The following is a 23,705-nucleotide window of genomic DNA, read 5'->3' on the forward strand; positions in this document are numbered from 1 at the left end:
GGCTCAACCATTCAGCAGCGTGATTTTGATGCTCTTCGTCGGATCCTGGCCAAACGAGAAGGCGTTGACAGCATCGGTCAGCGCGAAATCGTGCGTCTGGATCGGCGACAGATCGATGCCCGTCCGCTCAAGGAAGCGAATGGCGGCCGGCCAGACGCCGGGAGATCCGATGCAGCCACGCACGGTCAGGTTCTTCATCTGTATCTGGCCAATGACGACAGGCACTTTGCGTCCGATGTTGATCCCTACCATCGACATCCGGCCCTCCTCGCGGGCATAGTCGAACGCTGCCGCCAAGGATGCGTCATGGCCGGATGCCTCGATTACCAGATCGGCACCATGCCCTCCGGTCAGTTCACGAATTTTCTCGGCCGCATCTCCATCCGAGGGGTCAATAGCCCTATCCGCTCCGAGGCGCTTTGCCACTTCGCGCCGCGATGCAAGCGGATCGACGACGATGACGCGAGCGCCCATGCCGATCGCTGCTGCGGCCGATACCAGCCCGATCGTACCGCCGCCGGAAACGACGACGGTTTCGCTGGCATTCGTGCCCCCCGAGCGCAACACGGCGTAGAAGCCGCAGGTAAAGGGCTCGATCAGCGCGGCCTTCTTGTCATCGACGGCATCGGGCAGCTTGTGAAGCCATTCCGGATTTACGGCGAAGAATTCGCGATCCGCGCCGCTCATGGAGAAACCGAAATGGTGCAGCCGCTCCGGGGTGCGCACAACACACTCCCCAACAACGCGGTCGCCCTTCTTGAAGCCGGTCACATTGCGGCCAACCTCGACGATTTCACCACTCCATTCGTGGCCGGGCGTGACCGGATAGGAGATCGGGATGATGTAGCGTCCGGCCAGCAACTCGTAATCGGAGTGGCAGATGCCGACTGCCTTCGTGTGAACCAGGACCTCGTTGGGCGACAGGTCAGGCATGCCGATGTCGACGATTACGGGCTTTTCCGGGGCCTCGAAAACCAGAGCTTTCACGTCTTCCTCCTCAGACCTGTACCAGGGCGCCGCTCTGCGCAGACCGCACGATGGCTTCCAGCAGCGCAATATTGTTGATCATATCCTCGCCAGTGATCGGATAGTCGGCCTCGCCGCGAATAGCGCGGGCAAAGGCTCTAAGGTTGTCCCGAACCGGTTCGGCGGGCGACACCTCGCGGACAGTGATCGGCTGGTTCTTCCAGCCTTCGGTCACGACCCAGCCGTCGGGCGCTTCAACATGTGCCTTGTCGCGCACTTCGATCCATCCATCCGTACCGAAGACGGCGAAACGGGAGACGAAGGGCGTTGCGAGGGTTGCCGAGACGTAGGCCGTGCCTCCGCCGGCAAAGCGGATGTGCGCGCTCATCGTGTCGCCCTGCGGAATGCTCGAAGCAAGGTTCTCGCAAACAACGCGGACATCGGTAGCGCGGCCCATCAGCTTCACGGCAAGGTCCGTCAGATGAATCCCGGTCGCCGTCATGCCGCCGGCCGGGGCCTGTTCGGCCTTCAGCCGCCAGTTCGACGGGTCGAGGCCGAGAAACTTGTCGTGGCTGAAATTCGCTTCGATCTGTAGCAGCCGACCCAGTTTTCCGAGCTTGGCCGCCGCCAGGATTTCGGCGATCGGAGGTTCGAAACGACGCTCGTGGCCCATGCCAAGCACAAGACCAGCCTTTCGGCACAAAGCGACGGACGCTTCCGCTCCGGCTCTGCTGAGGTCGAGCGGCTTCTCGCAGAAAACGTGTTTCCCCGCCGCGACAACGCGCGCGATCTGCTCCCGGTGTAGCGAATGCGGCGTGGCAAGCACGACCGCCTCGATCGTCGGATCATTCAACGCTTCAGCCATATCCGGCGAATATTGCAGACCCATCTGGCCGGCGAATGCAGCCGCATCAGGGTTCGGATCGACACCGCGTACGAAATGCATCCGCGCGCCGCCGGCATTGACGAGGCTCGCCATCTTTCGGCCCCACCAGCCGAGACCGACCAGGGCGGCGGTGACCGGGTTTTCCTCGATCATGGTCATCGATTGTCCACCCGCTTGTTGAATGGATGGATGTTGACGGCCTTCCACACACCCGCTTTGGTGAAAGGATCAGCCTTGTTGAATGCGACGATCTCTTCCTTGGTGTCGGCCTCGAAAACGAAGAGAGAGCCGATCATGGTTTCGTTGTCGTCCGCCAGAAGTGGACCGGAGATCACCGTCTTGGTCTTGCCGGTGGAAAGATAGGCCTTGTGGGCATCGTAGTTGGCGAGCCGCTTCTCGACGGCGCCCTCATGGTCGAGGCAATGAACAGCGTAATACATGTAAAATTCCTTTCGAATTTAAGCGATGGAATAGCCACCGTCGACCATCAGCAATTGGCCGGTGATGCCGCTCGCCGCATCGGAGAGCAGGAAGGCGACGGTGGAAGCAATTTCCTCGGGTTTGATCAGGCGATTGATTGGCGTGTCGTCCAACCATTTCTGCATGACGGCAGGTTGGGCGCGGCCGACTTCCGCCAGCATGACGGTATCCGTGTAACCGGGGCCGACGGCATTGACGCGCACACCCGACCTTGCCCATTCGGCCGCCAGAACACGGCACATATGGGCGACGCCGGCCTTCGAGACGTCGTAGCCGACATGGAGCTCCGGCCGAACAGCTTTGACGCCGGCGATCGACGCCGTCATCACGATGGCCCCTCGCCCCGCCTCGATCATGGATCTTCCGAACGCCTGCACGGTCCAGAAGACTCCGTCGAGATTGACGGACATGACGGTGCGCCAGTCGGCCTCGCTGTGGTCTAGCGCCGTGCGCTCATAGGACATGCCGGCATTGGCGAAGAGGCCGTCGAGGGGACCGAAGCGCTCGGCAACCTTTGCTGCCGCGGCCTCGACCGATGCCTTATCGGTAACGTTGAAGATGACGGCTTCCGCCGTTCCCCCCGCCGCACGAATGTCATCACGGGTCTTCTCCACCGAAGTATCGCGATCGGCAGCAACGATCGTTGCGCCGAGTGAGGCTAGGTACCGGCAGGTTGCGCTGCCGATGCCGCCGCCCGCGCCTGAGACCAGAAAGCTTCGTCCGCCGAGATCCATCGGATTCGTCATGATCAGGCCTTCATATCGACGAGAATCTTCATGTGGGTGGCCTTGGGATCGAGCAGCGCTTCGAAGCCTTTTTCGACCACGTCTTCCGGCGCGATTTGCGCAGTGACCACTTTTTCAACCGGGAAGATGCCGGCGCCGATCATCGAGGCAATGCGGGGCCAGATCTGAACGGGGTAGCACCACGTTGCCTCGACGGTGATATCCTTCAGTGCCCAGAGCATCGCATCGACCGAGGCCGGCCGCACATGCAGGCCGACCTGCACGACGGTGCCACGGCGGCGCACGGCCTTGGCGCAAAGATTGAGCGATGCCTCGGCGCCGACGCATTCCAGCGCGACGTCGACCCCCACACCCTCCTCCGTCTGATCGCGGAACAACTGGTCCGTATTCGTTTCGCGCGGGTCGAAGACGATCGCTTCCGGAACGAGCTGTTGCGCCAGAGCGCGACGGTTCGGGTTGAGCTCCGAGACAAAGATCTTCGTCGCGCCGGCCGCCTTGGCGGCCAACAGGACAAGCGCGCCGATCGGGCCGACGCCGGAGACCAGGACGCTGCTGCCGCTCGTCACCCCGCCCCGATCGACGCCGTATAGCGCGACGGCGGCCGGCTCGATCATGGCTGCCTGGACGTCCGAGACCGAGTCCGGCACGGGAATGGCGTTGTAGCCATTGATGACGGCGCGTTCCCCCATGCCGCCCCAATCCCAGGACAAACCGACGACCGCCATGTTTTCGCTGAGATGGAAGAGGCCGCGGCGGCCGTAGTAATCGTCGCGCGGCGAGATGAGCGGCTGGATGGAAACGCGCGAGCCCGGGGAGACGTGCGTGACTTTCTTGCCCACTTCCAAGACCCTGGCGGAAAATTCATGGCCGAGGATCTGCGGCAAAGTCGCGCCGGAATAGCGGTTGGGGGTGGCGGGCGTCACGATCGGTCCCGCGATGTATTCGTGCAAGTCAGTTCCGCAAATGCCGCAGACCAATGGCTCGATCAGCACCATGTCGTCGCCCAGCGGACCGCTTGGCGCGGGTACCTCTTCGACACGGATGTCTTTCTTGGAATAATATCGTACAGCTTTCATTGTCATGCCTTTCATGATTACTGTGCTGTGTAGCCACCGCCGCAGACCATGCTGTTGCGCGTCCCTAAACAGGTCTCGCCGGAAGCACGGATAAGGACGAAATAATGATCCTGGCCCATATACGGAGCGGCATCTTCCTCGCCGAAGCCGGTGATGATTGGGACCCTGTTGCTCAGCGGCCTCATGACGTCCTCCTCAGATCAGCACCATGCCGCCATCGACCATAACGGTCTGGCCGGTGACATAGTCCGACGCATCGGATGCCAGGAACGTGGTGACGCCCGCAATGTCCTTCGGTAACGAGACACGGCCGAGCAGGATTGATTGCGAGAACTCGTTGATCGCCTGTTCCGGCTTTTCTGTCAGCCCTCGCTCCAGGAATTCCCGGTCAAGTTGCTCCCAAAGCTCCGTCTTCACGACGCCTGGCCCGAAGCAGTTGACGGTGATCTTGTGCTCGGCGAGTGCGCGGGCGGCTGCCTGGGTGATCGCAACGACAGCGAACTTGGAGGCGCAATAATGCGCAAACAATGGATAACCCTGTTTGCCTGCCACCGAGGCGGTATTGATGATCTTGCCGCCGTGGCCCTGCGCGATCATTTGCTTTGCAGCCTCCTGGGTTCCGATCAGAACGCCAAGGCCGTTGACCTTCATAATCCGGTCGAAATCCTCTTCCGTAACCTTGAGAAATGGGCAGGTCTGGCTGATGCCGGCATTGTTGAACATGACGTCCAGCCGGCCGAAGCGAGATACTGTCTGGTCGATCAGGGCTTTGACGCTCGCACGGCTGGAAACGTCTACGGCAACGGCGATCGCGTTGTTACCGCCGGAGGAAATTTTCGAAGCCGTCTGCCGCGCGGCTTCGGCATTCAGGTCGGCGATGACGACGTGTGCGCCTTTTTCGGCAAGGTCCGCGGCAATGCCAGCACCGATGCCGCGTGCTGCTCCGGTAACAATGACAACCTTGTTGTTGACCAACCCACTCATGGCATTTTCTCTTATTGACCGAGCGTTACGCGGGCATGCGGCCCCGCGGCCACGCCCGGTGACGCAGGAAGATTGATCCCAGCGACGCGGCACGAGCGGCGCAATTCATTCGGTAGATGACGAGGAGTTGCGGGTGTCAGCGGCGCTGCGGACGCAACAGTCAAATGCTCTCCGAGCGACAACTGCGCCAAAGGGTTGATGCCGCTGATCGCCTTACATCTCATCTCAATTCCTCCTCCAATGAAATGATTAAACCGCTGGCAACAAAGTATCGCTTGCGGAGACACTTCGCAGCCGCAGCATTTATATTTTGTTGACGGCTTTTATTCCTCCCACAGGAACCGCCGTGCGATCCGAAAACAAAGCTAGAGGATGAACATGTGCTTCGACAAACCTTTAATTATCCGAAATGGATATTTTCGGTGAAGCAATCGATCTGATTCAGACGCTAAGATTTCTGCCGGGAGGAAGCGGCACTTGCGCTGAACGTGGAAATTATTTCAGTTCATGCGCTCCTCCATGAAAAAGCGGCATTGAATATTTCTGGCCAGCGATCGCCGCCAGGGAAGGAAGGTTGTGCATGACTGAGACGTTGAGAGTAGGCTGGGCGGGGATCGGAAAGATGGGCGCCCCGATGAGCAGGCGCGTCCTTGAAAACGGATATCCTCTGTACGTCTACGAGCCTCTTCCCGAAAACCGTGCTTCCGTCGTCGCCCAGGGCGCGAATGTGGCGCATTCGCTTGAAGATCTCGTCGAGGCGTCGGACGTGATGATGCTCACCATCCCGAACGATGCCGTTCTTCGCCAACTGACATTGGCGCCATCCGCCCTCGTCGATCTGCTGAAGCCGGGCCAAATTCTGGTCGAGATGAGCACCGTTTCCCCGGAAATCTCGGCCGAAATCGCCGAGGCTCTCGGGCGCAAAGGCGTGGCCTATTTGCGCGCGCCCGTCTCGGGAAGCACGATCACCGCATCATCCGGCATGCTTTCCGTCATGGTCTCCGGGCCGGAGGAGGCCTATCGCAAGATCGAGCCCATCCTTGCGAGTTTCTCGTCCAAGCGATTCTATCTCGGCGATGGCGAGGAAGCGCGCTATCTCAAGCTGGTGCTGAATGCGCTGGTGGGGGCGACGGCTGCCCTGCTCGGAGAAGCGCTGACACTCGGATTGAAGGGAAACCTCTCGGTCGAGACCATGCTCAACGTCATCTGCGAAAGCGCGGTGGCCTCGCCGCTGATTGCCTACAAGCGCGATCTCCTGGTCAGCCGCAATTTCGATCCGGCATTCTCCGTCTCGCAGATGATGAAGGATTTCGATCTTATTCTTGGCGCGGCGAAATCCGATCACGTGCCGATGTATCTCGCTTCCATGATCCGGCAGCAATACGAGGCAGCGTTCGCCGACGGGCTTGCCGAGAAAGACTTCTTCGTTCTTTTCGAACAGTACGAACGGCTGGCGGGGATGACCCGGGACAAGACCGCCACATCAGAGACGCTAAAAGCCATTTGAGCGGGCTGGCGAAAGGAAAATTTGCCAGCTAGTCTGATCGTCTTTAGCGCGACGGTTGGGAGGCCGACGTGAACGAATATGAAATGCTGCGCGTCATCGATTTCATCGAGAAAACGCGCCGCCCATTCAGGGAGGTGGTCGCAGCCGCCGATGACGATGCAATTTGGCTGATCGTCACCTTCCTGATCAAGTCCCATATACTTAGCCAGACTGTCTCGATCTCGACTCTCGGACAGGAATCCGGTCTCCCTTATGCGACCTCGATGAGACTGATCAACCGTCTCATCGATAGCGGCTACATCCTCAAAGTCGCCAAAGGTTCGACTGGCAAGAGCTTCGCGCTGCAGCCGAGCGAGCAGTTGCTTCGTTCGTTCGAAACCTATGCCCGCAAGACGAAATCGCTCCTCGCGCAGACCTTGGGGCTGCGCGCCGGCGAGGAGGAAGACGAATATTATTTCGGCGGTACGCCTCTCGGTTCGCAGATCATTCCACCGATGAGGCTTGTCCAGAAGCGTGCCGAATCGCAGATCGAGCTTCGCTTTCTCTTGAACGACGATAACTACTTCTCCGCAATGCGGAACATGTGGGCCGACTTCCGCAACAATCTCGCTTCACGCAAAAATTTTGACCTTTTGCCGCTTCCCGACCTCTATCGGCGCGCGCGTGAAAACGGCGCAAAACCATTGTCCGACTATGACGTCATCGCGATCAACATGCCATGGCTCGGGGAATTCGCGGAGAGCGGCGTGATCCGGCCGATCGATCAGTATATTCAGAAGACCGGCATCAATCCGCTCGATTTCCACCCATCCATCTGGTCATCGGCAACCTGGGAAGGTAAGGACTACGGCGTTCCGGGCTACTGTACCGTCGAACTACTGGCGGCCAGGAGGGATCTTTTTTCCGACGCGGGCCTCTCCTTTCCCAAGACTTTCGATGATGTCATCAGCGCCGGTCGCAAGTTTCATGCTCCGGACGAAGGCATGTTCGGAGCCGTCTGGGATGGCGCGCGGGGCATGCCGATCGCGTCGAGCTTTCTATTCTTCATGGGTGCCTGCGGGCAGCCGGCGATCTCCCTGCGCAAGACGCGCTCGGGCTTCACGCTCGAAGGCGCAAACCTGGAAGAATTGAGCTGCACCATCTTGTCCGATGCCGGTTTCGGCGCCCTCGAATACATGCGCAGGCTGATCGAAATTTCGCCGCCAAAGATTCTGGAGATGGCCTGGGATCAAACCCTGGAAGTCTTCCTGAAGGGAAAAGCGAGCTTGGGTTATTTCTGGACGATGCGCGCGGCCCGCTTCGAATATGACGTCCAGTCGGTCGTGAAGCGGCGAGTCGAATATCTGCCGCAGCCATACGGTCCCGGCGGCACGCGCGCCTCTCCGATCGGCGGCTTTCTTTTCTGTATTCCGACCAATCTGCCGGAGGAAAGAGTGGAGCTGGCGGCGGACGCGATCGCATGGATGGCCTCCAGGGAAGCTATGAAGGCGCATGTGAAGAACGGTTTTCCGGTCGCTCCGCGCTTTTCGGTCAGCGCCGATCCGGAAGCTGCCGCAAGCTCTCCGATCGTCCGCTTCGTCGACCAGCTGGCGAAGAAGAACCTGCTGCATACCTGGCAACGCCCCAAGATCCCGCAATATACGACGATCGAGAAGGTTCTTGGCGAGGAGATCCATGACGCGCTGCTTGGCAATAAATCACCGAGGCTAGCTCTTGAGCGCGCAGCCGCACAGATCGAGGCCAGCCTGAAATCCGCTCATAAGACGTGGGCGAGGCAGAGCGTGGTTTAGCGGAGATAGATAGAGCGCTTCCGGACGCAAAACCGAGTTACACTTTTGCTGGAATTACGCCGAAGCGGTAGTTCAATCGAACCACCGCTCTCTCGCATTCGGTCCCGGCCACGCCGATCGGTCGGCATAACCGGGAGAACTCACTTGATGATACCGAGCTTGCTTCGGTCCGTGGTCAGCGCGACTGCCACCAATGCCGTCAAGCCGAATACGATATTCTGGGCCGTCGGCTGGACGCCGATGATAACGGTCACAATGCGCAGCCACGACGTAATCAGGCCGCCCACAACCGCGGGAAGCAGTCCGCCGACACCGCCTGAAATCGCCGTGCCGCCTAAGACCACGCCCACGATAGAGAGCAGCAGCAGATTGCCGGCAAGCGTCGGCGAGCTGAACGCCGTTATAGAGATCAGGAAGAGGCCTGCGATTGCGGCACAGCCGGCCGAAATCGCAAAGATGATCGTCCGCACTGCGACGACGTTCACGGCAGACATGATCGCGGCCCGCTCGCCGGTGCCCAGCGCATAGATATCTCGCCCGAGACGAAGATAGCGAAGCATCAGTCCCAGCACCGCGATGATGATGATAAGGGCTATGACGGTATTTGGGATATCGGCGGTGCTGTCGGAGAGATAGGTCACGAAGAGATCATTGTCCGGAATGGGTTCCGCCGTCGCGTTCGACAGCAACAGCGCCAGACCAGAAAGCATGCTCAGCGTGCCGAGCGTGACGATGAAGGATGGCAGTTGCAGCCACGAATGCAGCAGACCCTGTGTCGCGCCGAACGCCATCGCGATGAGGATGACGACGACGGACGTCCACGGGCCGAAAATCGGATTGAGGACGACGACCAGCACCCCGGTCAGCGACGCCACACCGGCGACCGACAGATCGATGCTGCCCGCCAGAATGGGGAGCGTGCCGCCGATGACCAGCGCGATGATCGGCGCCGCATCAGACAAGAAGCTGACGAGGGAGTCCACCTCCACTACCCCGGGTGCGATGGCGGCACTGATCGCCACGAGCGCGATCAGAACCGCCAAGGGGCCAAGCCCTCGCAACAAGGTCGATCGGCGTCCCCGAAGAGCGGCGATCAATGTGCTGTCCAGTGCATTACCCATGGTCGTTCTTCCCTTATTCCAAATTCAGCTTCGAAGCGAAACCTGGCCAAGCCACATCAGACCATGGCCGCGACGACTTCCTCTTCCTTCGGCATGGCTCCATCCGTCAGGTCGAAACGTGCGGTAATCTCGCCATCCCGCATCACGACGATCCGGTCGGAAAGCTCCAACAACTCGGAGATCGTGTCGCCGACGAAGACGATCGACAGGCCTTTGTCGGCCTGCTCCCGGATGACGGCAAAGAGATCGTCCCGCGCGCCGGGATCCAGCCCGCGGCTCGGATGGTCGAGCAGGAGAACCTTGAGTTTCCTGGCCATCAGCCATTTTGCAAGCACAGTCTTCTGCTGGTTGCCGCCGCTGAGGCTGGAGATGGGCGCATAGGGCGTGTGCATCTTCACCTTTAGACGCTTCATCCATTCGAGCGCGACCGGCCGCTCCCTGCCGCGCCGCAAAACGAGGGAGCGCCAGCCGTAGTCCAGCCCGAATGTGAGAACGGCATTCTCGAACAGCGATCGGCTCGGAAGCATCCCTTCGGCGCGGCGGTCTGCCGGAAGATATCCGATACCCTGCCGAACCGCGGTTCGCGGGCTGGTCGGATTTGCCGCCCTGCCCTCGATCGCGATCCCTCCCGCATCGACGCGTTCGGCGCCAAAGACTGCCCGGCAAACTTCCTCGGCCCCGGAGCCGAGCACGCCGGCAATGCCGAGGATTTCGCCGCGCCGAAGTTCGAAGTTGATGTTGCGAAAATGCTGACCACTGCTCAGCCGCTCGATCTTGAGCACCGGCGTCGAGGCCTGCGCTGCGGGCTTCCGATCTGATCTGGCATCGGTAACCCGCTGCCGACCGACCATCAGTTCATAGAGTTCATTGCGGTCAACCGAACCGCTGTCTCTCTCGGCCACCTTGCGGCCGTCGGTCATGACGACGATGCGGTCGCTGATTTCCAACACCTCTTCCAGGCGGTGCGACACGAAGACGATCGTCGCGTTGCCGCGCAATCTATTGATCTGCTTGAAGAGAAGCTTGATCTCATCCGGCGTCAAAACCGAGGTTGGCTCGTCGAACAGGATAATCGGCGGTCTGTCGACGAGTTCCTCGATCGCCAGAACCTTGGCGAGTTCGACCTGCTGGCGCTCGGCAAACCGCAAATCCTCTACGAGCGCGCGGGTCGGCAGCTCGACCGAGATCTTATGCAGCTGCGCCTGTGCGGCCTTGTTCAGAGCGCCCCATCGGTAGAGGCCGTTTCTCGTGGCAGGGTGCGGCTTGTCGAGGAAGATGTTTTCCGCGACGGTCAGGTTGGGGATCAGGGACTGCTCTTGATGCACCATGCCGATGCCGTAGCGACTAGCTGTCGCGGCGGAATCCAGGACGATCGGATGCCCGTCGAGAATGATCTCACCTTGGTCCGGCGCCGCAAGCCCCGCCAATATCTTCAGCAGTGTGGACTTGCCTGAGCCGTTTTGGCCGATCAACCCGAGCACCTGCCCCGCGCGAATTTCCAAATCGATGCCTTCGAGCGCGACGACACTGCCGTAGGTCTTGCGGACACCTTTGAGAACGAGCGAGCCTGTCATTTTACGACCCTCAGTTTGCGGCGGCGATGCCAGCCGCCTGCGGCGACGGCGATCACGATGACCGAGCCGCTGATGATGTGGCGGGTATAGGGACCGGCGCCGATCTGGATGAGGCCATTGTTCAGCACCTCCAGAATTAAGGCACCGAGCGCGGATTGAACCGCGCCGCCGCGTCCGCCCGTCAGCACGGTGCCGCCAAGAACGGCGGCACTGATGGCCGGAAACAGAAGTCCACTGCCGATATTCGCATTTCCGGTGCTGAGCTGTGCGGACAGCAGCACGCCGCACATGCCGGCCAGCAGACCGCAAATCGAGAAGGCGGCGATCTTGACCCATCGAATGCGCAGGCCGGAAGCCACGAGCAGGCCTTCGTCGCCGCCGATCGCATAGATCATGCGCCCGAGCCTCGTGAAGTTCAGGACCAACTGGCTGACGACGATGACGGCGAGCGCGATGTAGACGACCAAGCTCAAATCGAAGAGCCGGAGGCGGGCGAGGTTGAGAATGAGCGGATCGTTGATTTGCGGGACACGGGCAGGAAACAGGACTGCCGCGATGCCCAGCCCGACGAACCAGGTTCCGAGCGTTACGATCAGGGACGGCATCTGCAGCACCGCGTTGAGGACGGCGTTGAAAAGGCCGAAGGCGAGGCCAACGGCCAGCGCCGCCAGCAATCCGACCATGCCGTAATCGTTGCCGTTGACCCCGTTTGCGACGAGAAGGGCAACGATCATGCTCGTCGTCGCCATGGTGCCTTCCAGCGAGAGATCGATGGATCCCATGATGACGACAAAGCTGATGGCAGCGGCGAGAATTGCGGGAACCGCCGCTGCCTCCACCACGGATTTGAGGTTGTCGATCGTAAAGAAGCTACCGCTGACCAGCTGGAAGCCCACAGACAGCACGATGAGCGCCACAACAGGGCCTGCAAACTGGTTCCATGACGATTTGCTTCTGATCTCGCCAAAAAGCGTCAGCGAGCGAGCGACCGTTTTGGAGTTCATACTGGTAGCGGCCTCCATCGAGCCCTCCTTCCGATTACTTGTTCTCGTTTGCGCCTTCCGGAATCTGACCTGCCGAGTCCTTCCAGAAGTCCTTCTTGATTTCGTCGTAGGTGTATTTCGGCGCGTTCTTCTTCAGGTCGAGATACTTATCGACATTGTCCTTGGTCACGACATCCTGCTTGAGGTAGAAGTCGCGCTGCGCATGGCTCAGCTTCTCGGCATCGATGTCGCCGACAGCGGCCGCATAGGCGAGCGACATGGAAACCGCGCCCTGCAAGACCGGATCGTTCCATACGGTCGCCAGCATGTCGCCGTTCTTGACCATTTCCAGCCCGATATTCGAACCGTCAGAACCGGTGACCAGAACCTTGCCGTTCAGTCCCTTTTCCTTCAGCGCGGCGACCGCGCCGCGGCCCATGGCATCGTTGGACGCGAAGACGCCCTGTAGCTGATCCCCATAGCGGGCAAGCCAGGTACGGGTGATATTTTGAGCCTTGGTTTCTTGCCAGTCGCCCACCTGCGTGTCGACAAGCTCCAGGCCAGGGCATTCCTTCAGACCCTTTTTCAGGCCGGCAATGCGCTGATAAGCCGGCGGGGTTGACGGCACGCCTTCGATCGCGGCGATCTTGCCCTTGCCGTTCAGCGCCTTGCAAAGCGCCATGACCTGGTAGTAGCCGGACATCACACCGTCGAAGGAGGTATGGGCGACCCAATATTTGGAATCCGTATCCCAGGGATGGATGTCCTCGGGCCGATTCCAGATCGTGACGACATGGACCTTCGACTTGGCCGACCGGTTGACAACAGCCTTGACGAAGGCATTCGACGACGGATCGGTGGCAAGAGCGCACTGATTGCAGCCAGCGGAATAGGTGGCCCCGAGCTGCGCGAGCAGCTGATCGCCCTGATAGTTGCTGGTGAGCACGGTCGGATCCTTGCCGAGCGACTCGCCAATGTCCTTCACGCCCTGCAGATATTCCGACCAATATTCGGAAGCCGTCTCGTCGATGCCGACGATTAGCTTGCCGCCCTTCGCCTCACCGGCGTTCGTATGCGCGGCTGGGATTGCGACGCTCGCGCAGACCGCCGCGGACGTTAGAAGCCATCGCGCGATGGCGCCGCATTTCAGATGCGATTTCATGCCATTTTCCTCCTCAGGTTAAAAATTGATGCTTTGCCTGCCGCCCGACCGCCGGGACTTATCGACGGTCGGCCACGACCCGATATGTTTCGATCAATAGGGCTGCATTCTCTGGTCGCGCTTCGATCCGGCCGGCCTCGATATCGTAGGCGACCTCCATAACGCGCTGATTCACCGGCGCTTTCTGGCCATGGGCACGAAGGATATCGACGACCCATCCGTTAACCTCCTGCACCTCGGCGCGGCGCCCCTTGCGCCAGTCCTGCAGTGATGTCGTCAGCGTGTCAGCCTGCGAGAAGGTCTTCAGTACCTCTTCGAAAATCTGATCGACATAACGCTCCGGATGGTTCGTCGTGACCGGCGGCATGCCGATGATCGGGACGATCTTGGCGCCGTCCGCTAATGCTGCCTGCATTGCCTCGTATCCCGCCGCCCGCATGACCTCGAGCATGCCGGGTGCGCGCGCAGCATCCGCCAGCGGCAGGTTGATGATCGCCGATGGAATAAGCTCGGCGGCATTGACAACGAGCTTCATCCACTTTGCGGAACGAATGTCTTCCATCACCTCGACCGTGCCAGAATTCCGCAGCAAATCGGCGACGTCTTCCACCCGCTCCTGCGTCTTGGGGTCGAGCGCGCCGAGTGCGAACCACGACGTGTCATGATCGTTCTGCCGGTTCGTGACGCCGGGAACGAACATGTTGGACGCGATCTCGATCACAGCACCGATCGTCCGCTCGCGACCAACCACGGCCGCGATGTCTTCATGCGTCATGCCATTCTGAAGCCCGACGATCACTCCGTCCGGAGCAAGGCAGGGCTCGATAAGCTGGCATGCCCACTTGGTGTCGTAGGCCTTGACCACGAGAAAAACGACGTCGAAAGGCTCCTTGATTTCCGCCACCTGGCAGAGATGCAGAGCCGGGACCTTCGCATTGATGGTGCGGCTCGGCAGGTTCACGGTGATCCCGTGCTCGCGGATGGCCATGACATGGTCAGGCCACTGCTCGATGAAGGTGACGTCGAGCCCGGCCAATACGAAGTCGGCCCCGATGGACGCGCCTTGTGCCCCTGTTCCCAGAAATGCGATCCGCGGGCCGCGCGCCTTATCCCAACCCATATGACTCTCCTTCTCCGATGGCGTGCGGCTCGTGCACGCAATGTTTCAGTCAATCCTGTCCGGTCTGGCGGACCCTTGAACCTCAGTTCGCAAGCGCCTTGTCACGTCGCAAAGAGGGAACTGTTCGTCACCTGCGCCCTCAGACTTCCTTGCTCGATCGAGCGGGCGATCTCGACGATCCGGCGGTTGACCGGAGCGCCCTGCCCCGCTCTTTCCAGCGTCTCCACCACATGTCCGTTGATATCCAGGACCTCTCCGCGCCGACCCTTGTGCCAGTCCTGGAGGACTGTCGTCAGCGTATCCGGCATCATGAAGGTCTTAAGCACCTCGTCGAAGATCTCGTCGACATAGCGGTCGGGATCATTGGTTGTCGTCGGAGGCATGCCAAGGATCGGAACAATGCTTGCGCCGTCAGCCTGCGCCGCGCGCATCGCCTCGTAACCGGCTGCTCGCATCACCTTTGCCATCCCTGGTACCCTGACCGCCTCCGCAAACGGCAAATTGAGGATCGCGGACGGAACCAGTTGCGCGGCATTAACGATCAGCTTCATCCACTTGGCAGAGCCGATATCGTCCGTAACCTCGACGCGGCCGCTCAGCCGCAGCAATTCGGCAACTCTTTCCACACGCTCGCGATTTGCCGGATCGAGCGCGCCGAGCGCAAACCAGGACGTATCACGATCGTTCTGCCGGTTTGTCACGCCGGGGGTGAACATGTTGGAGGCCATGTCGAATACGGCCCCAACCGTTCGCTCAGCGCCAACGACGGACGCGATCGCACGCTGCGTCATTCCGTTCTGGACACCGACGACGAGGCCGTCGGACGCAAGAACCGGCTCGACAAGCTGACATGTCCAGCGGGTGTCATAAGCCTTGACCACGAGGAATATGACGTCGAAGCGCTCCCGCAATTCGGCCACCTGGCAGAGATGTTTTGCGCGAACGTTTGCATTGATGGATCGCATAGGCATGTTGACGCTGATACCGTGTTCGTTCATTGCGTCGACGTGCTCCGGCCATTGTTCGATGAACGTCACGTCGAGGCCCGCAAGCGCAAAGTCGGCGCCAATCGAAGCGCCCTGCGCGCCGGTGCCGACGAATGCAATCTTCAAATTGCGCTCAGATTCCCAAGACATCGTGCGTTCTCTCCATGTCCAGCACCGCACTGCGCCGTTCCATCCGAAGGCATGGTTAGAGAGCACAGCCGATTGAGTCAAGTGCAAACGTTTGCTCAAATATTTTCCAAATGGTCTTGCGAAAATATACCTTTTGTCGATTTTTATAAAATATTCAATTGCTTATGAAAATTTTCGATTAGAGCAATCGTTTGTTTAAAACTAAAAAGCTTTTTCAACGGTCCCACGATTTGGAAAAAGTGGGCCGGCAAAAAGACGCGCTCAGAGCCTGCCGACTGCACCCGTCGCTTACCGAAAGAGGAAAATTAAGAACAGGATCCAAAATCAACGATTGCATAGACAGAAATAGCTCATTCGCCAGGGGTGGTCGCAAATCGGCCGCCGGCACTCTATGACCCACCTTGTGTGCAAAGGTTTGATCGCATATTTTTCCAGTTAATCGAATCCGAATGTTGAAGTAGTCGACACCGAATGAGCGATACCCCGCAAGGTCACCAGAGCAAGCGCCCGCGCGTCACCATCGTCGACGTCGCCAACGGCGCCGGCGTACACGTCTCGACGGCGTCGCGTGCGCTGAACCCCGGGACGAGCCATCGGATATCGAGCAAGGTCGTCCGAAAGATCGAAAAGGTTGCCGAGCAACTCGGCTACAAGCGCAACAGTCTCGCCTCCAGCCTTCGGACGCAGAAGACGGGAACGATCGGCCTCATCGTCCCCAATCTCAGCGACCCCCTGTTTTCTCCCATCATCGCTTCCGTAGAAGAACGCGTCGCGGAAGATGGCTATGTCACTTTCGTCGCGAATTCGGACTACAGTCCCGTCAAACTCAGATCGATCGTCGAACGCATGAGCAGCCAGTTCGTCGCCGGGCTGGTCGTCGCAAGCTTCGAGTTGAACGACCCCTCGGTCGAGCTTTGCCTGGAACTGGGCATACCGACCGTCGCCGTTCTTCGGGATCCTCGGCACTCCCGGATGTCTTCGGTCGCGATGGACGATGCGGCAGGCGTTCAGGCGTTGGTCGAGCATGTTCTTGACCTGGGTCATAAGGACATCACCTATGTAACACCGCCGCTCGCGGCCTCCACCGCTCAAAACAGGCTGGCGGGGTTCAATGCAGCGACCCGCCTTGCAAAGGCGGCCGGTTGCCGTTTCGATGTCATTGAAGCGCTAGCCTATGATGTCGCGGAAGGTGAGCGGATCATGGGACATATGCTTGCATCCGGACTGACCAGCACCGCGGTCCTCGCCTTCAACGACCTGCTCGCCGTCGGTTGCCTCGTCGCCCTGAAGTCGGCTGGCGTCGCTTGTCCCGAACAGATTTCTCTTGCCGGCGTCAACGATCTACCGTTCATGAATCTGTTGTCGCCGCCATTGACCACTTTGCACACCGCCGGCCGCGATCTCGGATTCGAGAGCGCTGACCTGCTGATGAGCCTGATCAAAAATCACTCGCAACCGGTAAAGCGCATCCTCCTCACCCCTCATCTGGTGCTAAGAGGCAGTACCGGACCTGCACGCAAGCCCGGATCGAGTTCCGACCCTTCGGCGATTGTTATCCAATCGGATCCCATAAGTGTTTGAACCTGATGTCATCGCGGCGAAATCATCGTCAATAGGCGGATGTCCGGGTCCACTTTGAAAAACTCGTTCTTTCGTACAATCAATTCCTTGAGATACGGCGTTTCCATATGCTCATCCAATGCTGCACGATCGATCCAATTTTCATAGAAGGCAAAGTTCGCAGGGTCTTCCTGGCTCTGATGCAAATGATAATCGACGCAGCCCGCCTCCGCGCGCGTGCGCTCGATCAGCGACATCAGAAATTCCTTGGTGTCCTGGATCTTATCCGGGTGCGCCACCAGATGCGCGATGACCGTTAGCTGGTCCGACATTCGTTCTTCTCCCCTGAACTACCAATTCGCGTCTCAATCACCGCGTGGTTAAGTGAATCGACAGCCGCCGTTGACGTCCAGCGTCGCGCCTACGAAATAGTTGGCGTCGTCGGTAGACAGAAAATGAATTGCAGATGCTATCTCCGCCGTTTCCGCAGGACGACCCATCGGGATCTTGCCCCATTCGATCTCACGCATCTCATCGGCTGAAATCCCGCGCTTTTCGGCCTCAACCGCAAGCGCGTTGAAATGCATCGGCGTGTTGATATTGCCTGGAGCAACGCAGTTTACCCGGATATCCGGCGCAAGTTCCGCGGCGACACTCTGCGTCAGCGAAATCAATGCGGCTTTCGATGTGCAATAGGGGCTGAAATAGGCATGTCCTTCACGGCCCCAGAAACTGGCAACATTCACGATGGAAGCCTTGCCCGCCTTCCGCAGCAACGGCACACACGCGCTGATGAACTTGACGTTCGCGCGCAGATTTACGTTGTGCACTCGGTCCCAGAGGGCCATGTCCAAGTTCTCGATGCTGACGGCCGGATGGTTGATCGCTGCCACGAGCCCTAGAAAGCGCAACGGAATGCCGGTCTCAAGGGCCGTCTTCGCAATCTGGTCGACCTCTTGATCATTCGCGAGATCCATCTGAATACCGAGGCAGGCATGGCCGAACTCAGCTGAAAGGTCTTTCGCCAGACCGGCAATCTCAGCGGTCCGGTCGCAAAGAATCATCGACCACCCGCTCTCGGCGAAGCGTTTCGCTGTCGCCCGGCCAACTTCCCCCGCGGCACCTGTCAAAATGCAAAGTTTCATATCCGTCATATTGCGCCGCTCCTCCCAAGCCTTCGGGAGATGCTACAAACAATTTCGTGGTTGAGAACCGTGTAATTATCCATTTTGGACTTGGCTGTCCCTGAGGGGCTCTGTCTCTACCTGGCAGGGCCAACGCCAGGCGGAGGGACGGGTCAACAGGACGGAATCCAACAGGAGGGCACCCAGCCAGGTTACCCTCCTCAATTTCCCGGAGAGTGAACTCAGGCAGGACGCTCTTCGCCGGCGTTCGGACGCCAGGTGATGAGCTTCCTTTCGATGACATCGAGGATCAGGTCGATGATCAGAACGAAGACGGCGAGGATGATGATGCCTGCAAAAACACCGACGGCATCGAAGTTGCCTTCCGAGCGGGCGATGAGGTAGCCGAGACCCGCCGATGCGCCGAGATATTCGCCGATGATCGCGCCGACAACGGCAAAGCCGACGGAGGTGCGCAGCGACGACAGGATCCAGGTTGCCGCGGCCGGGAAATAGACGTGGCGAAGCAGGTCGGAACGCTTGGCGCCGAGGATGCGGGTATTGGATAGGATGACCGGGTTGACTTCGCGGACGCCCTGCATCGCGTTGAAGAAGGTGACGAAGAAGACCAGCGTGACCGCCAGTGCGACCTTCGACCAGAGGCCGAGCCCCAGCCAGAGCACGAAGATGGGAGCGAGCACGACGCGCGGGATTGCGTTCACGGCCTTGATGAAAGGATCAAGAACTCTGGCGACGAACGGGCTGAGGCCAAGCCAGACGCCCGCCGCCACGCCGAGACCAGTCCCGATCAGGTAGCCAAGAACGGTCTCGCCGAGCGTGATGCCGACATGTTTGTAGAAACCGTGATCACTGATCCAGGTCGTCACTTGTTTGACGATATCCAATGGCGCCGGAAAGAAGAAGCGGTCGATCACCCCGGACGAAACCCCGAATTGCCAGCCGCCGAGGATGATCGCCAGAAGCGCCACCTGGATGAGACGAACGTTAATGGCCTGCATAGCTTTTCTCCACTTCGCCGCGCAGCGACGCCCAGATGTCGCGATAAAGGGTCATGAATTTCGGGTCGAGCTTGATTTCGGCGACATCGCGCGGCCGTTCGAGATCAACGCCGAAGGTTTCGATTACCCGGCTCCTAGGGCCGGCGGCCAGAACGACGACACGATCGCCGAGTGCAATCGCCTCCTCGAGATCATGCGTGATCATGACCACGGCGCGGCGGTCTTCCTGCCACAGCTTGAGAAGCTCATTCTGCATGAGATGGCGGGTATGGATGTCCAGCGCCGAAAACGGCTCGTCCATGAGGATGACCTTGGGCTCGGTGATCAAGGCCTGCGCCATCTGCACGCGTTTGCGCTGCCCGCCGGAAAGTTGGTGGGGAAACCGGGTTTCAAAGCCCTTGAGACCGACCTTTTCAAGCCATCCCATGACTTTTTCGCGCCGTTCGCCGGCGGACACGCCACGAAACCGCAGCCCAAGCTCGACGTTCTCATAAGCCGTCTTCCAGGGAAGGAGCGCGTCCTGTTGAAAGAGATAGCCGATATTGTTCTGCACGCCCTTCACTGCGGCGCCGTCGATCGAGACCCCGCCTACCGAAGGCTTCAAAAGGCCGGCGATGGCGTTGAGGATGGTGGACTTGCCACAGCCCGTCGGTCCGACGATGGAGAGAAATTCTCCGTCGCCGACGGTCAGGTTGACGTTTTCGACGGCCACGAACGATCCGAACGCCATGGTGACGCCGCTGATGGAAACCATGGGTGTCGGGTTTGATTGGGCCACGGCCTGAATTTTCCTTGCTGTCACTGACATTGGAGGCCTCTTAGTTGGCGGCGCGCAGGGCTGCGGCCTCTACGAACCTGTTCGTGTAGGTGGCATTGAGATCGATTGTTGCCTTGTGAACGCTCTCGTTGAAGCTCTTGAGAACGGCGAGCGGCGTCTCGGTATCTTGCGCGACGAACAGGCCGTCCTTCGAGAAGATCGCCTTGGCGTTCTCGACTGCCTTGATGTAGGTCGCCTTGTCGCCGGAGACGAAATCGTCAGGGAGCTGCTCGACGATTTCGGCTGCTGTGTGATTTTTCATCCAATGCAGCGCCTTCACCGTGGCGTTGGCGACCTTCTGGATCACCTCCGGATGGGCCTCGATATAGGCCTGGTTAGCATAGAGAACCGAGGTCGGATAGATACCGCCATAGACGGCCTTGGCGCCCTCATCGCTGCGAGCGTCGATCAGGATCTTGCCAATGCCGCGCTCGACGACGATCGTTGCAGCCGGATCGTAGTTGACAAGAAGGTCGACTTTGCCCTGCTGCAAGGCCGCAACTGCAGCCGCGCCGGAGCCGACGCCGATGATCGAGATATCGTTTTCGGTCAGGCCATGCTGCTGAAGATAATAGCGAATGAAGAAATCGGACGACGAACCCGGCGCCGTGATGCCGATGCTCTTTCCCTTGATCGTTGCCGGCTTGGCCGGATCGAAATCGGTGTCGTTCTTTCCAACGAGGACCAGCCCCGAATTGCGGGCGAGCTGTACGAAGCCGACGACATGCTTGCCCTGCGACTGCATCTGGATCGTGTGATCATAAAAGCCAACGGCAACGTCGGTCGAGCCCGCGACAAGAGCCTGCAGGACCTTGGAGCCTCCTTGAGCAAAATTCTCCGTAGTGACCTCCAGCCCCTCTTCCTTATAGAAGCCAAGGCTTTCGGCAACGGGGAACGGCAGGTTATTGAGATTATAAGAGCCGACGCTCATCCGAACCGGCTCGGCATGAGCGACGCCGGCAAGCACCATGATGGCGGCTGCCGCGAGCAGACAATTGCGCATGAAATTTCCTCCCTGACTATATCCGGTCCTCACCGGATCGATTGGTAATGATCTAGGCCGCGTGTTCGACAAACCCGGCGGGCTTGGCAAACGCATAGCCTTCGAAAAGACGACGCGCGGTTCGCACGAGACCGGCCACGGTCACGCCGCCGCGCGTCTCCAGCTCGACGTCGAGACGGCCGCCCGGATGTTCAATCCGCACAGTCGCCGGAAGAGATGAGCCGCCTACAAGATCGGCGGCAATCGTCCCCGGCGTGACAACCGCAGTTGCTATGCCGACCGCCCCCGTCGTCGCAAGGGCCGGATGGCAATCGTTCGGCATGAAATAACGAACCGCAAGTGTACCGCCCTTCTGCGGCGGCGCAATCAGGACCGGCTTCGGGATGACCTTGTCCGACACATCGCCCATGCCCATGATCTTGCCGGCCCGGATGCGGATCGCCGACATGCGTGCGATCAGCTCGCTATTCCTGGACAGCGTCGCGGCGTCTTCATATCCAGTGACTCCGAGATCGGCAGCGCGCATGAGCACCATGGGTATGGCGCAATCGATGATCGTCACCCTCATACCGTCAATGACATCCGATGCATTGCCGCTTGGAAGCAGTTTGCCGGTCTTGGCTCCCGCGGCATCGAGAAAGGTGAGCGCGATCGGTGCGGCAAGTCCCGGCACGCCGTCGATCGAGGCATCACCGAGATAGGTCACCTCCCCGTTGCGGGTCGGCACTTTCGCCTCGATCACCTTGCCGGTGTTGACATTGTGGATGCGTACGAGCGTTTCGGCTGCCCCGGCCTTCACCAGGCCGGCTTCGATGGAGAAAGGCCCGACGGCCGCCAGCATATTTCCGCAGTTCGGCGAGTAGTCGACGATCTGCCGGTCGGTCCGGACCTGAGCGAACAGATAGTCGACATCGGCGCCGGCAACGCTCGGCGGACCGATGATCGCCACCTTCGAGGTGACGGGATTTCCGCCCCCTATGCCATCGATTTGCAGCGGATGACCCGAACCCATGATAGACAGCAAGGCCGCATCGCGGCTGGCGGCGTCCGACGGCAGGTCCGCGCTCAAAAAGAACGGCCCCCGAGAGGTTCCGCCGCGCATCAAGACGCAAGGAATCCGCACCAAATCGTTCATAACAGACCTTCTGAGTTTCATAAAGTGGATCAATCCACCGGCTTGTTGCAATATGTGCAAGAAGCGCTTATTTGTGAAATGCAATTTTCGGAGGGATTATTTCATTATGAGCATCAATTGCGAGATTTTGGACCTTCGTGCATTCCAAGCCGTGGTCGAACTCGAGAGCTTTCATCGCGCGGCGGAGGCCTTGCACATCTCGCAGCCGGCTTTGACGCGCCGCATCCAGAAACTGGAACAATCGATCGGCGCGCCATTGCTCGACAGAACCACCCGCCATGTGGCGCCGACGGCCACCGGTCAAGAGATGATCCCTCTCGTTCGGCGCATGCTGGAGGAGTTCGACGGCTCGCTCTTTGCCATCAAGGACAGTGGATCACAGCGTCGCGGACTGATAACCATGGCCTGCGTACCGACCGCCGCCTTCTACTTCCTCCCGACCGTTATTCGCACCTTTGGCCGCGACTATCCTCACATACGGTTGAGGATCCGGGATCTGACCGCCAATGAGGGGCTGCAAGCGGTGGCTCGAGGAGAAGTCGAGTTCGGTATCAACTTGATGGGCAATTCCGATCCGGATCTATCGTTCGAGCCGTTGATCGACGATCCATTTGTGTTGGCCATGCGCAAAGACCATCCGCTTGCCGCCTTTGACGAAATCCACTGGAACCAGCTCGAGGGCCACCCACTTGTTGTGGTCGATCGCTCCAGTGGCAACCGCACGCTTCTTGACGCGGCGCTCGCCCGGGCGAACCTCAGGCTCAACTGGTTCTACGAGGTCACCCATTTGAATACCTCGCTGGGACTGGTCGAGGCGGGGTTGGGAATTTCCGTGCTTCCAAGGCTGGCAACGCCGCAGGAGGAGCATCCGTTTCTCGTCACCCGCCCGATCGTCAATCCTGTCGTTACTCGGACGATCGGCATCGTCAGACGCAGGAGTGCCACCCTATCCCCCGCAGCCGACCGTTTCATCGATATGCTTTTGACGACCTGGAAACGGCCGGAACGAACAATTGCTGCGAACTAATCGCGTCGTTGCCGAATGTGAAACAGCATCCAAAATGCAGCCGCGTGGCGACACGGCTTAAGTCGGTGAATATATTCATTTGTTAGAAAAAGTACCGCTCGTTGCGGCGTCGCCCATGCCCCCCTTTGATGCTCCGATTTCCCCATGAATGTCAAATGATGGTGGCGTACCGACATTGACGAAAGCTCTCGAAAGAAGGGGTAACCCGCCTCACATGTCTGCGAACCACACAAAGGGACTCGGCGCGGTCGTCGACCCCGTCGAACCGCATCTCCATTAGGAGCGAAGGTTTTCGCGCATCCACTCTTCGGCGGTCGTGACTTTTATGCCGTTTCGCTCTAAAGTTGTCGTGCTTCGGCCATGCCACGCCCCTTCCTTGGGCAAAGACCGCTCGATATTTTTTGATTTGATTGTCGGGGTGCTCAATGATTTTGCCAGGATGGTCGAGCCCGGTATCATTAAGACGACGCTGGTTATCGCGGTGATCGC

General features: G+C 59.4%; 23 protein-coding genes. 4 read left to right on the forward strand and 19 right to left on the reverse strand.

What is annotated here, in order from left to right:
* Positions 1-3: 3 nt before the first annotated feature.
* Genes FHT28_RS20795 through FHT28_RS20825 form a run of 7 tightly spaced genes read right to left on the reverse strand, consistent with a single transcriptional unit; the run spans position 4 to position 5,138 of the window.
* Complete coding sequence (locus FHT28_RS20795; RefSeq protein ID WP_047641365.1) at positions 4-987, reverse strand: zinc-binding dehydrogenase; 984 nt, start codon at positions 985-987, stop codon at positions 4-6.
* Between the two features lie 10 nt (positions 988-997).
* Positions 998-2,011 (reverse strand): Gfo/Idh/MocA family oxidoreductase, encoded by a 1,014-nt coding sequence (locus FHT28_RS20800; protein ID WP_168597218.1) that lies wholly within the window; start codon positions 2,009-2,011, stop codon positions 998-1,000.
* Positions 2,008-2,292 carry a YciI family protein gene (locus FHT28_RS20805; protein ID WP_037198012.1) on the reverse strand — a complete coding sequence of 95 codons (285 nt, stop codon included), beginning with the start codon at positions 2,290-2,292 and terminating at the stop codon, positions 2,008-2,010. Before FHT28_RS20805 ends, FHT28_RS20800 begins: the two co-directional genes overlap by 4 nt.
* 18 nt (positions 2,293-2,310) lie before the next feature.
* Complete coding sequence (locus tag FHT28_RS20810; RefSeq protein ID WP_092574582.1) at positions 2,311-3,078, reverse strand: SDR family NAD(P)-dependent oxidoreductase; 768 nt, start codon at positions 3,076-3,078, stop codon at positions 2,311-2,313.
* Between the two features lie 2 nt (positions 3,079-3,080).
* A complete protein-coding gene (locus tag FHT28_RS20815) occupies positions 3,081-4,154 on the reverse strand; it encodes a zinc-binding dehydrogenase (protein WP_092574584.1) in 1,074 nt (357 codons plus the stop codon).
* 17 nt (positions 4,155-4,171) lie between these two features.
* Complete coding sequence (locus FHT28_RS20820) at positions 4,172-4,339, reverse strand: hypothetical protein (RefSeq protein WP_156143652.1); 168 nt, start codon at positions 4,337-4,339, stop codon at positions 4,172-4,174.
* Positions 4,340-4,349: 10 nt separating this feature from the next.
* Complete coding sequence (locus FHT28_RS20825; RefSeq protein WP_047563110.1) at positions 4,350-5,138, reverse strand: glucose 1-dehydrogenase; 789 nt, start codon at positions 5,136-5,138, stop codon at positions 4,350-4,352.
* 580 nt (positions 5,139-5,718) lie between these two features.
* Here FHT28_RS20825 and FHT28_RS20830 point away from each other — a divergent pair.
* Together FHT28_RS20830 and FHT28_RS36300 are read left to right on the forward strand one after the other, a co-directional pair.
* Complete coding sequence (locus FHT28_RS20830; protein WP_168597219.1) at positions 5,719-6,645, forward strand: NAD(P)-dependent oxidoreductase; 927 nt, start codon at positions 5,719-5,721, stop codon at positions 6,643-6,645.
* 68 nt (positions 6,646-6,713) lie between these two features.
* Positions 6,714-8,435, forward strand: coding sequence for an extracellular solute-binding protein (locus FHT28_RS36300; RefSeq protein ID WP_168597220.1), 1,722 nt, complete (start codon positions 6,714-6,716; stop codon positions 8,433-8,435).
* A 140-nt stretch (positions 8,436-8,575) separates the two neighbouring features.
* Here the strand turns inward: FHT28_RS36300 and FHT28_RS20840 are convergent, their stop codons facing one another.
* The 6 genes from FHT28_RS20840 to FHT28_RS20865 form a co-directional block, all read right to left on the reverse strand.
* On the reverse strand, positions 8,576-9,556 hold the full coding sequence (locus tag FHT28_RS20840) for an ABC transporter permease (protein ID WP_168597221.1): 981 nt from the start codon (positions 9,554-9,556) through the stop codon (positions 8,576-8,578).
* Positions 9,557-9,612: 56 nt separating this feature from the next.
* Positions 9,613-11,130 carry a sugar ABC transporter ATP-binding protein gene (locus tag FHT28_RS20845; RefSeq protein WP_168597222.1) on the reverse strand — a complete coding sequence of 506 codons (1,518 nt, stop codon included), beginning with the start codon at positions 11,128-11,130 and terminating at the stop codon, positions 9,613-9,615.
* Positions 11,127-12,152, reverse strand: coding sequence for an ABC transporter permease (locus FHT28_RS20850; RefSeq protein ID WP_051963718.1), 1,026 nt, complete (start codon positions 12,150-12,152; stop codon positions 11,127-11,129). The genes FHT28_RS20845 and FHT28_RS20850 overlap by 4 nt, the downstream gene beginning before the upstream one ends.
* Before the next feature lie 16 nt (positions 12,153-12,168).
* The gene (locus tag FHT28_RS20855; RefSeq protein WP_051963715.1) at positions 12,169-13,275 is read right to left on the reverse strand and encodes a sugar ABC transporter substrate-binding protein; all 1,107 of its coding nucleotides are present in this window, start codon (positions 13,273-13,275) and stop codon (positions 12,169-12,171) included.
* 58 nt (positions 13,276-13,333) lie between these two features.
* Positions 13,334-14,395 carry a ketopantoate reductase family protein gene (locus tag FHT28_RS20860; protein ID WP_168597223.1) on the reverse strand — a complete coding sequence of 354 codons (1,062 nt, stop codon included), beginning with the start codon at positions 14,393-14,395 and terminating at the stop codon, positions 13,334-13,336.
* 101 nt (positions 14,396-14,496) lie between these two features.
* The gene (locus FHT28_RS20865; protein WP_168597224.1) at positions 14,497-15,531 is read right to left on the reverse strand and encodes a 2-dehydropantoate 2-reductase N-terminal domain-containing protein; all 1,035 of its coding nucleotides are present in this window, start codon (positions 15,529-15,531) and stop codon (positions 14,497-14,499) included.
* 471 nt (positions 15,532-16,002) lie between these two features.
* On the opposite strand from FHT28_RS20865, the gene FHT28_RS20870 reads away from it, so the two are divergent.
* The gene (locus FHT28_RS20870; protein WP_168597225.1) at positions 16,003-17,112 is read left to right on the forward strand and encodes a LacI family DNA-binding transcriptional regulator; all 1,110 of its coding nucleotides are present in this window, start codon (positions 16,003-16,005) and stop codon (positions 17,110-17,112) included.
* A gap of 8 nt (positions 17,113-17,120) precedes the next feature.
* Here FHT28_RS20870 and FHT28_RS20875 read toward each other — a convergent pair whose 3' ends face one another.
* The 6 genes from FHT28_RS20875 to FHT28_RS20900 all read right to left on the reverse strand — a co-directional run bounded on the left by FHT28_RS20875 (position 17,121) and on the right by FHT28_RS20900 (position 22,189).
* Positions 17,121-17,423 (reverse strand): putative quinol monooxygenase, encoded by a 303-nt coding sequence (locus FHT28_RS20875; protein WP_168597226.1) that lies wholly within the window; start codon positions 17,421-17,423, stop codon positions 17,121-17,123.
* Between the two features lie 48 nt (positions 17,424-17,471).
* Positions 17,472-18,245 (reverse strand): SDR family oxidoreductase, encoded by a 774-nt coding sequence (locus FHT28_RS20880; protein ID WP_047563096.1) that lies wholly within the window; start codon positions 18,243-18,245, stop codon positions 17,472-17,474.
* 212 nt (positions 18,246-18,457) lie between these two features.
* Complete coding sequence (locus tag FHT28_RS20885) at positions 18,458-19,234, reverse strand: ABC transporter permease (protein WP_012650046.1); 777 nt, start codon at positions 19,232-19,234, stop codon at positions 18,458-18,460.
* Positions 19,221-20,042: an ABC transporter ATP-binding protein gene (locus tag FHT28_RS20890; protein WP_113084888.1), complete on the reverse strand. Its 822-nt coding sequence runs from the start codon at positions 20,040-20,042 to the stop codon at positions 19,221-19,223. Before FHT28_RS20890 ends, FHT28_RS20885 begins: the two co-directional genes overlap by 14 nt.
* Positions 20,043-20,052: 10 nt before the next feature.
* The gene (locus FHT28_RS20895; RefSeq protein ID WP_047563094.1) at positions 20,053-21,054 is read right to left on the reverse strand and encodes an ABC transporter substrate-binding protein; all 1,002 of its coding nucleotides are present in this window, start codon (positions 21,052-21,054) and stop codon (positions 20,053-20,055) included.
* A 52-nt stretch (positions 21,055-21,106) separates the two neighbouring features.
* Positions 21,107-22,189, reverse strand: a complete 1,083-nt coding sequence (locus tag FHT28_RS20900) for a 4-oxalomesaconate tautomerase (protein WP_037197990.1) — start codon at positions 22,187-22,189, stop codon at positions 21,107-21,109.
* 106 nt (positions 22,190-22,295) lie between these two features.
* Here FHT28_RS20900 and FHT28_RS20905 point away from each other — a divergent pair, with 106 nt between their 5' ends.
* Complete coding sequence (locus FHT28_RS20905) at positions 22,296-23,216, forward strand: LysR family transcriptional regulator (protein WP_037197987.1); 921 nt, start codon at positions 22,296-22,298, stop codon at positions 23,214-23,216.
* The last annotated feature ends 489 nt before the right edge of the window (positions 23,217-23,705 follow it).

The organism is Rhizobium sp. SG570 (assembly GCF_012275345.1).
Taxonomy (GTDB): domain Bacteria; phylum Pseudomonadota; class Alphaproteobacteria; order Rhizobiales; family Rhizobiaceae; genus Rhizobium; species Rhizobium lusitanum.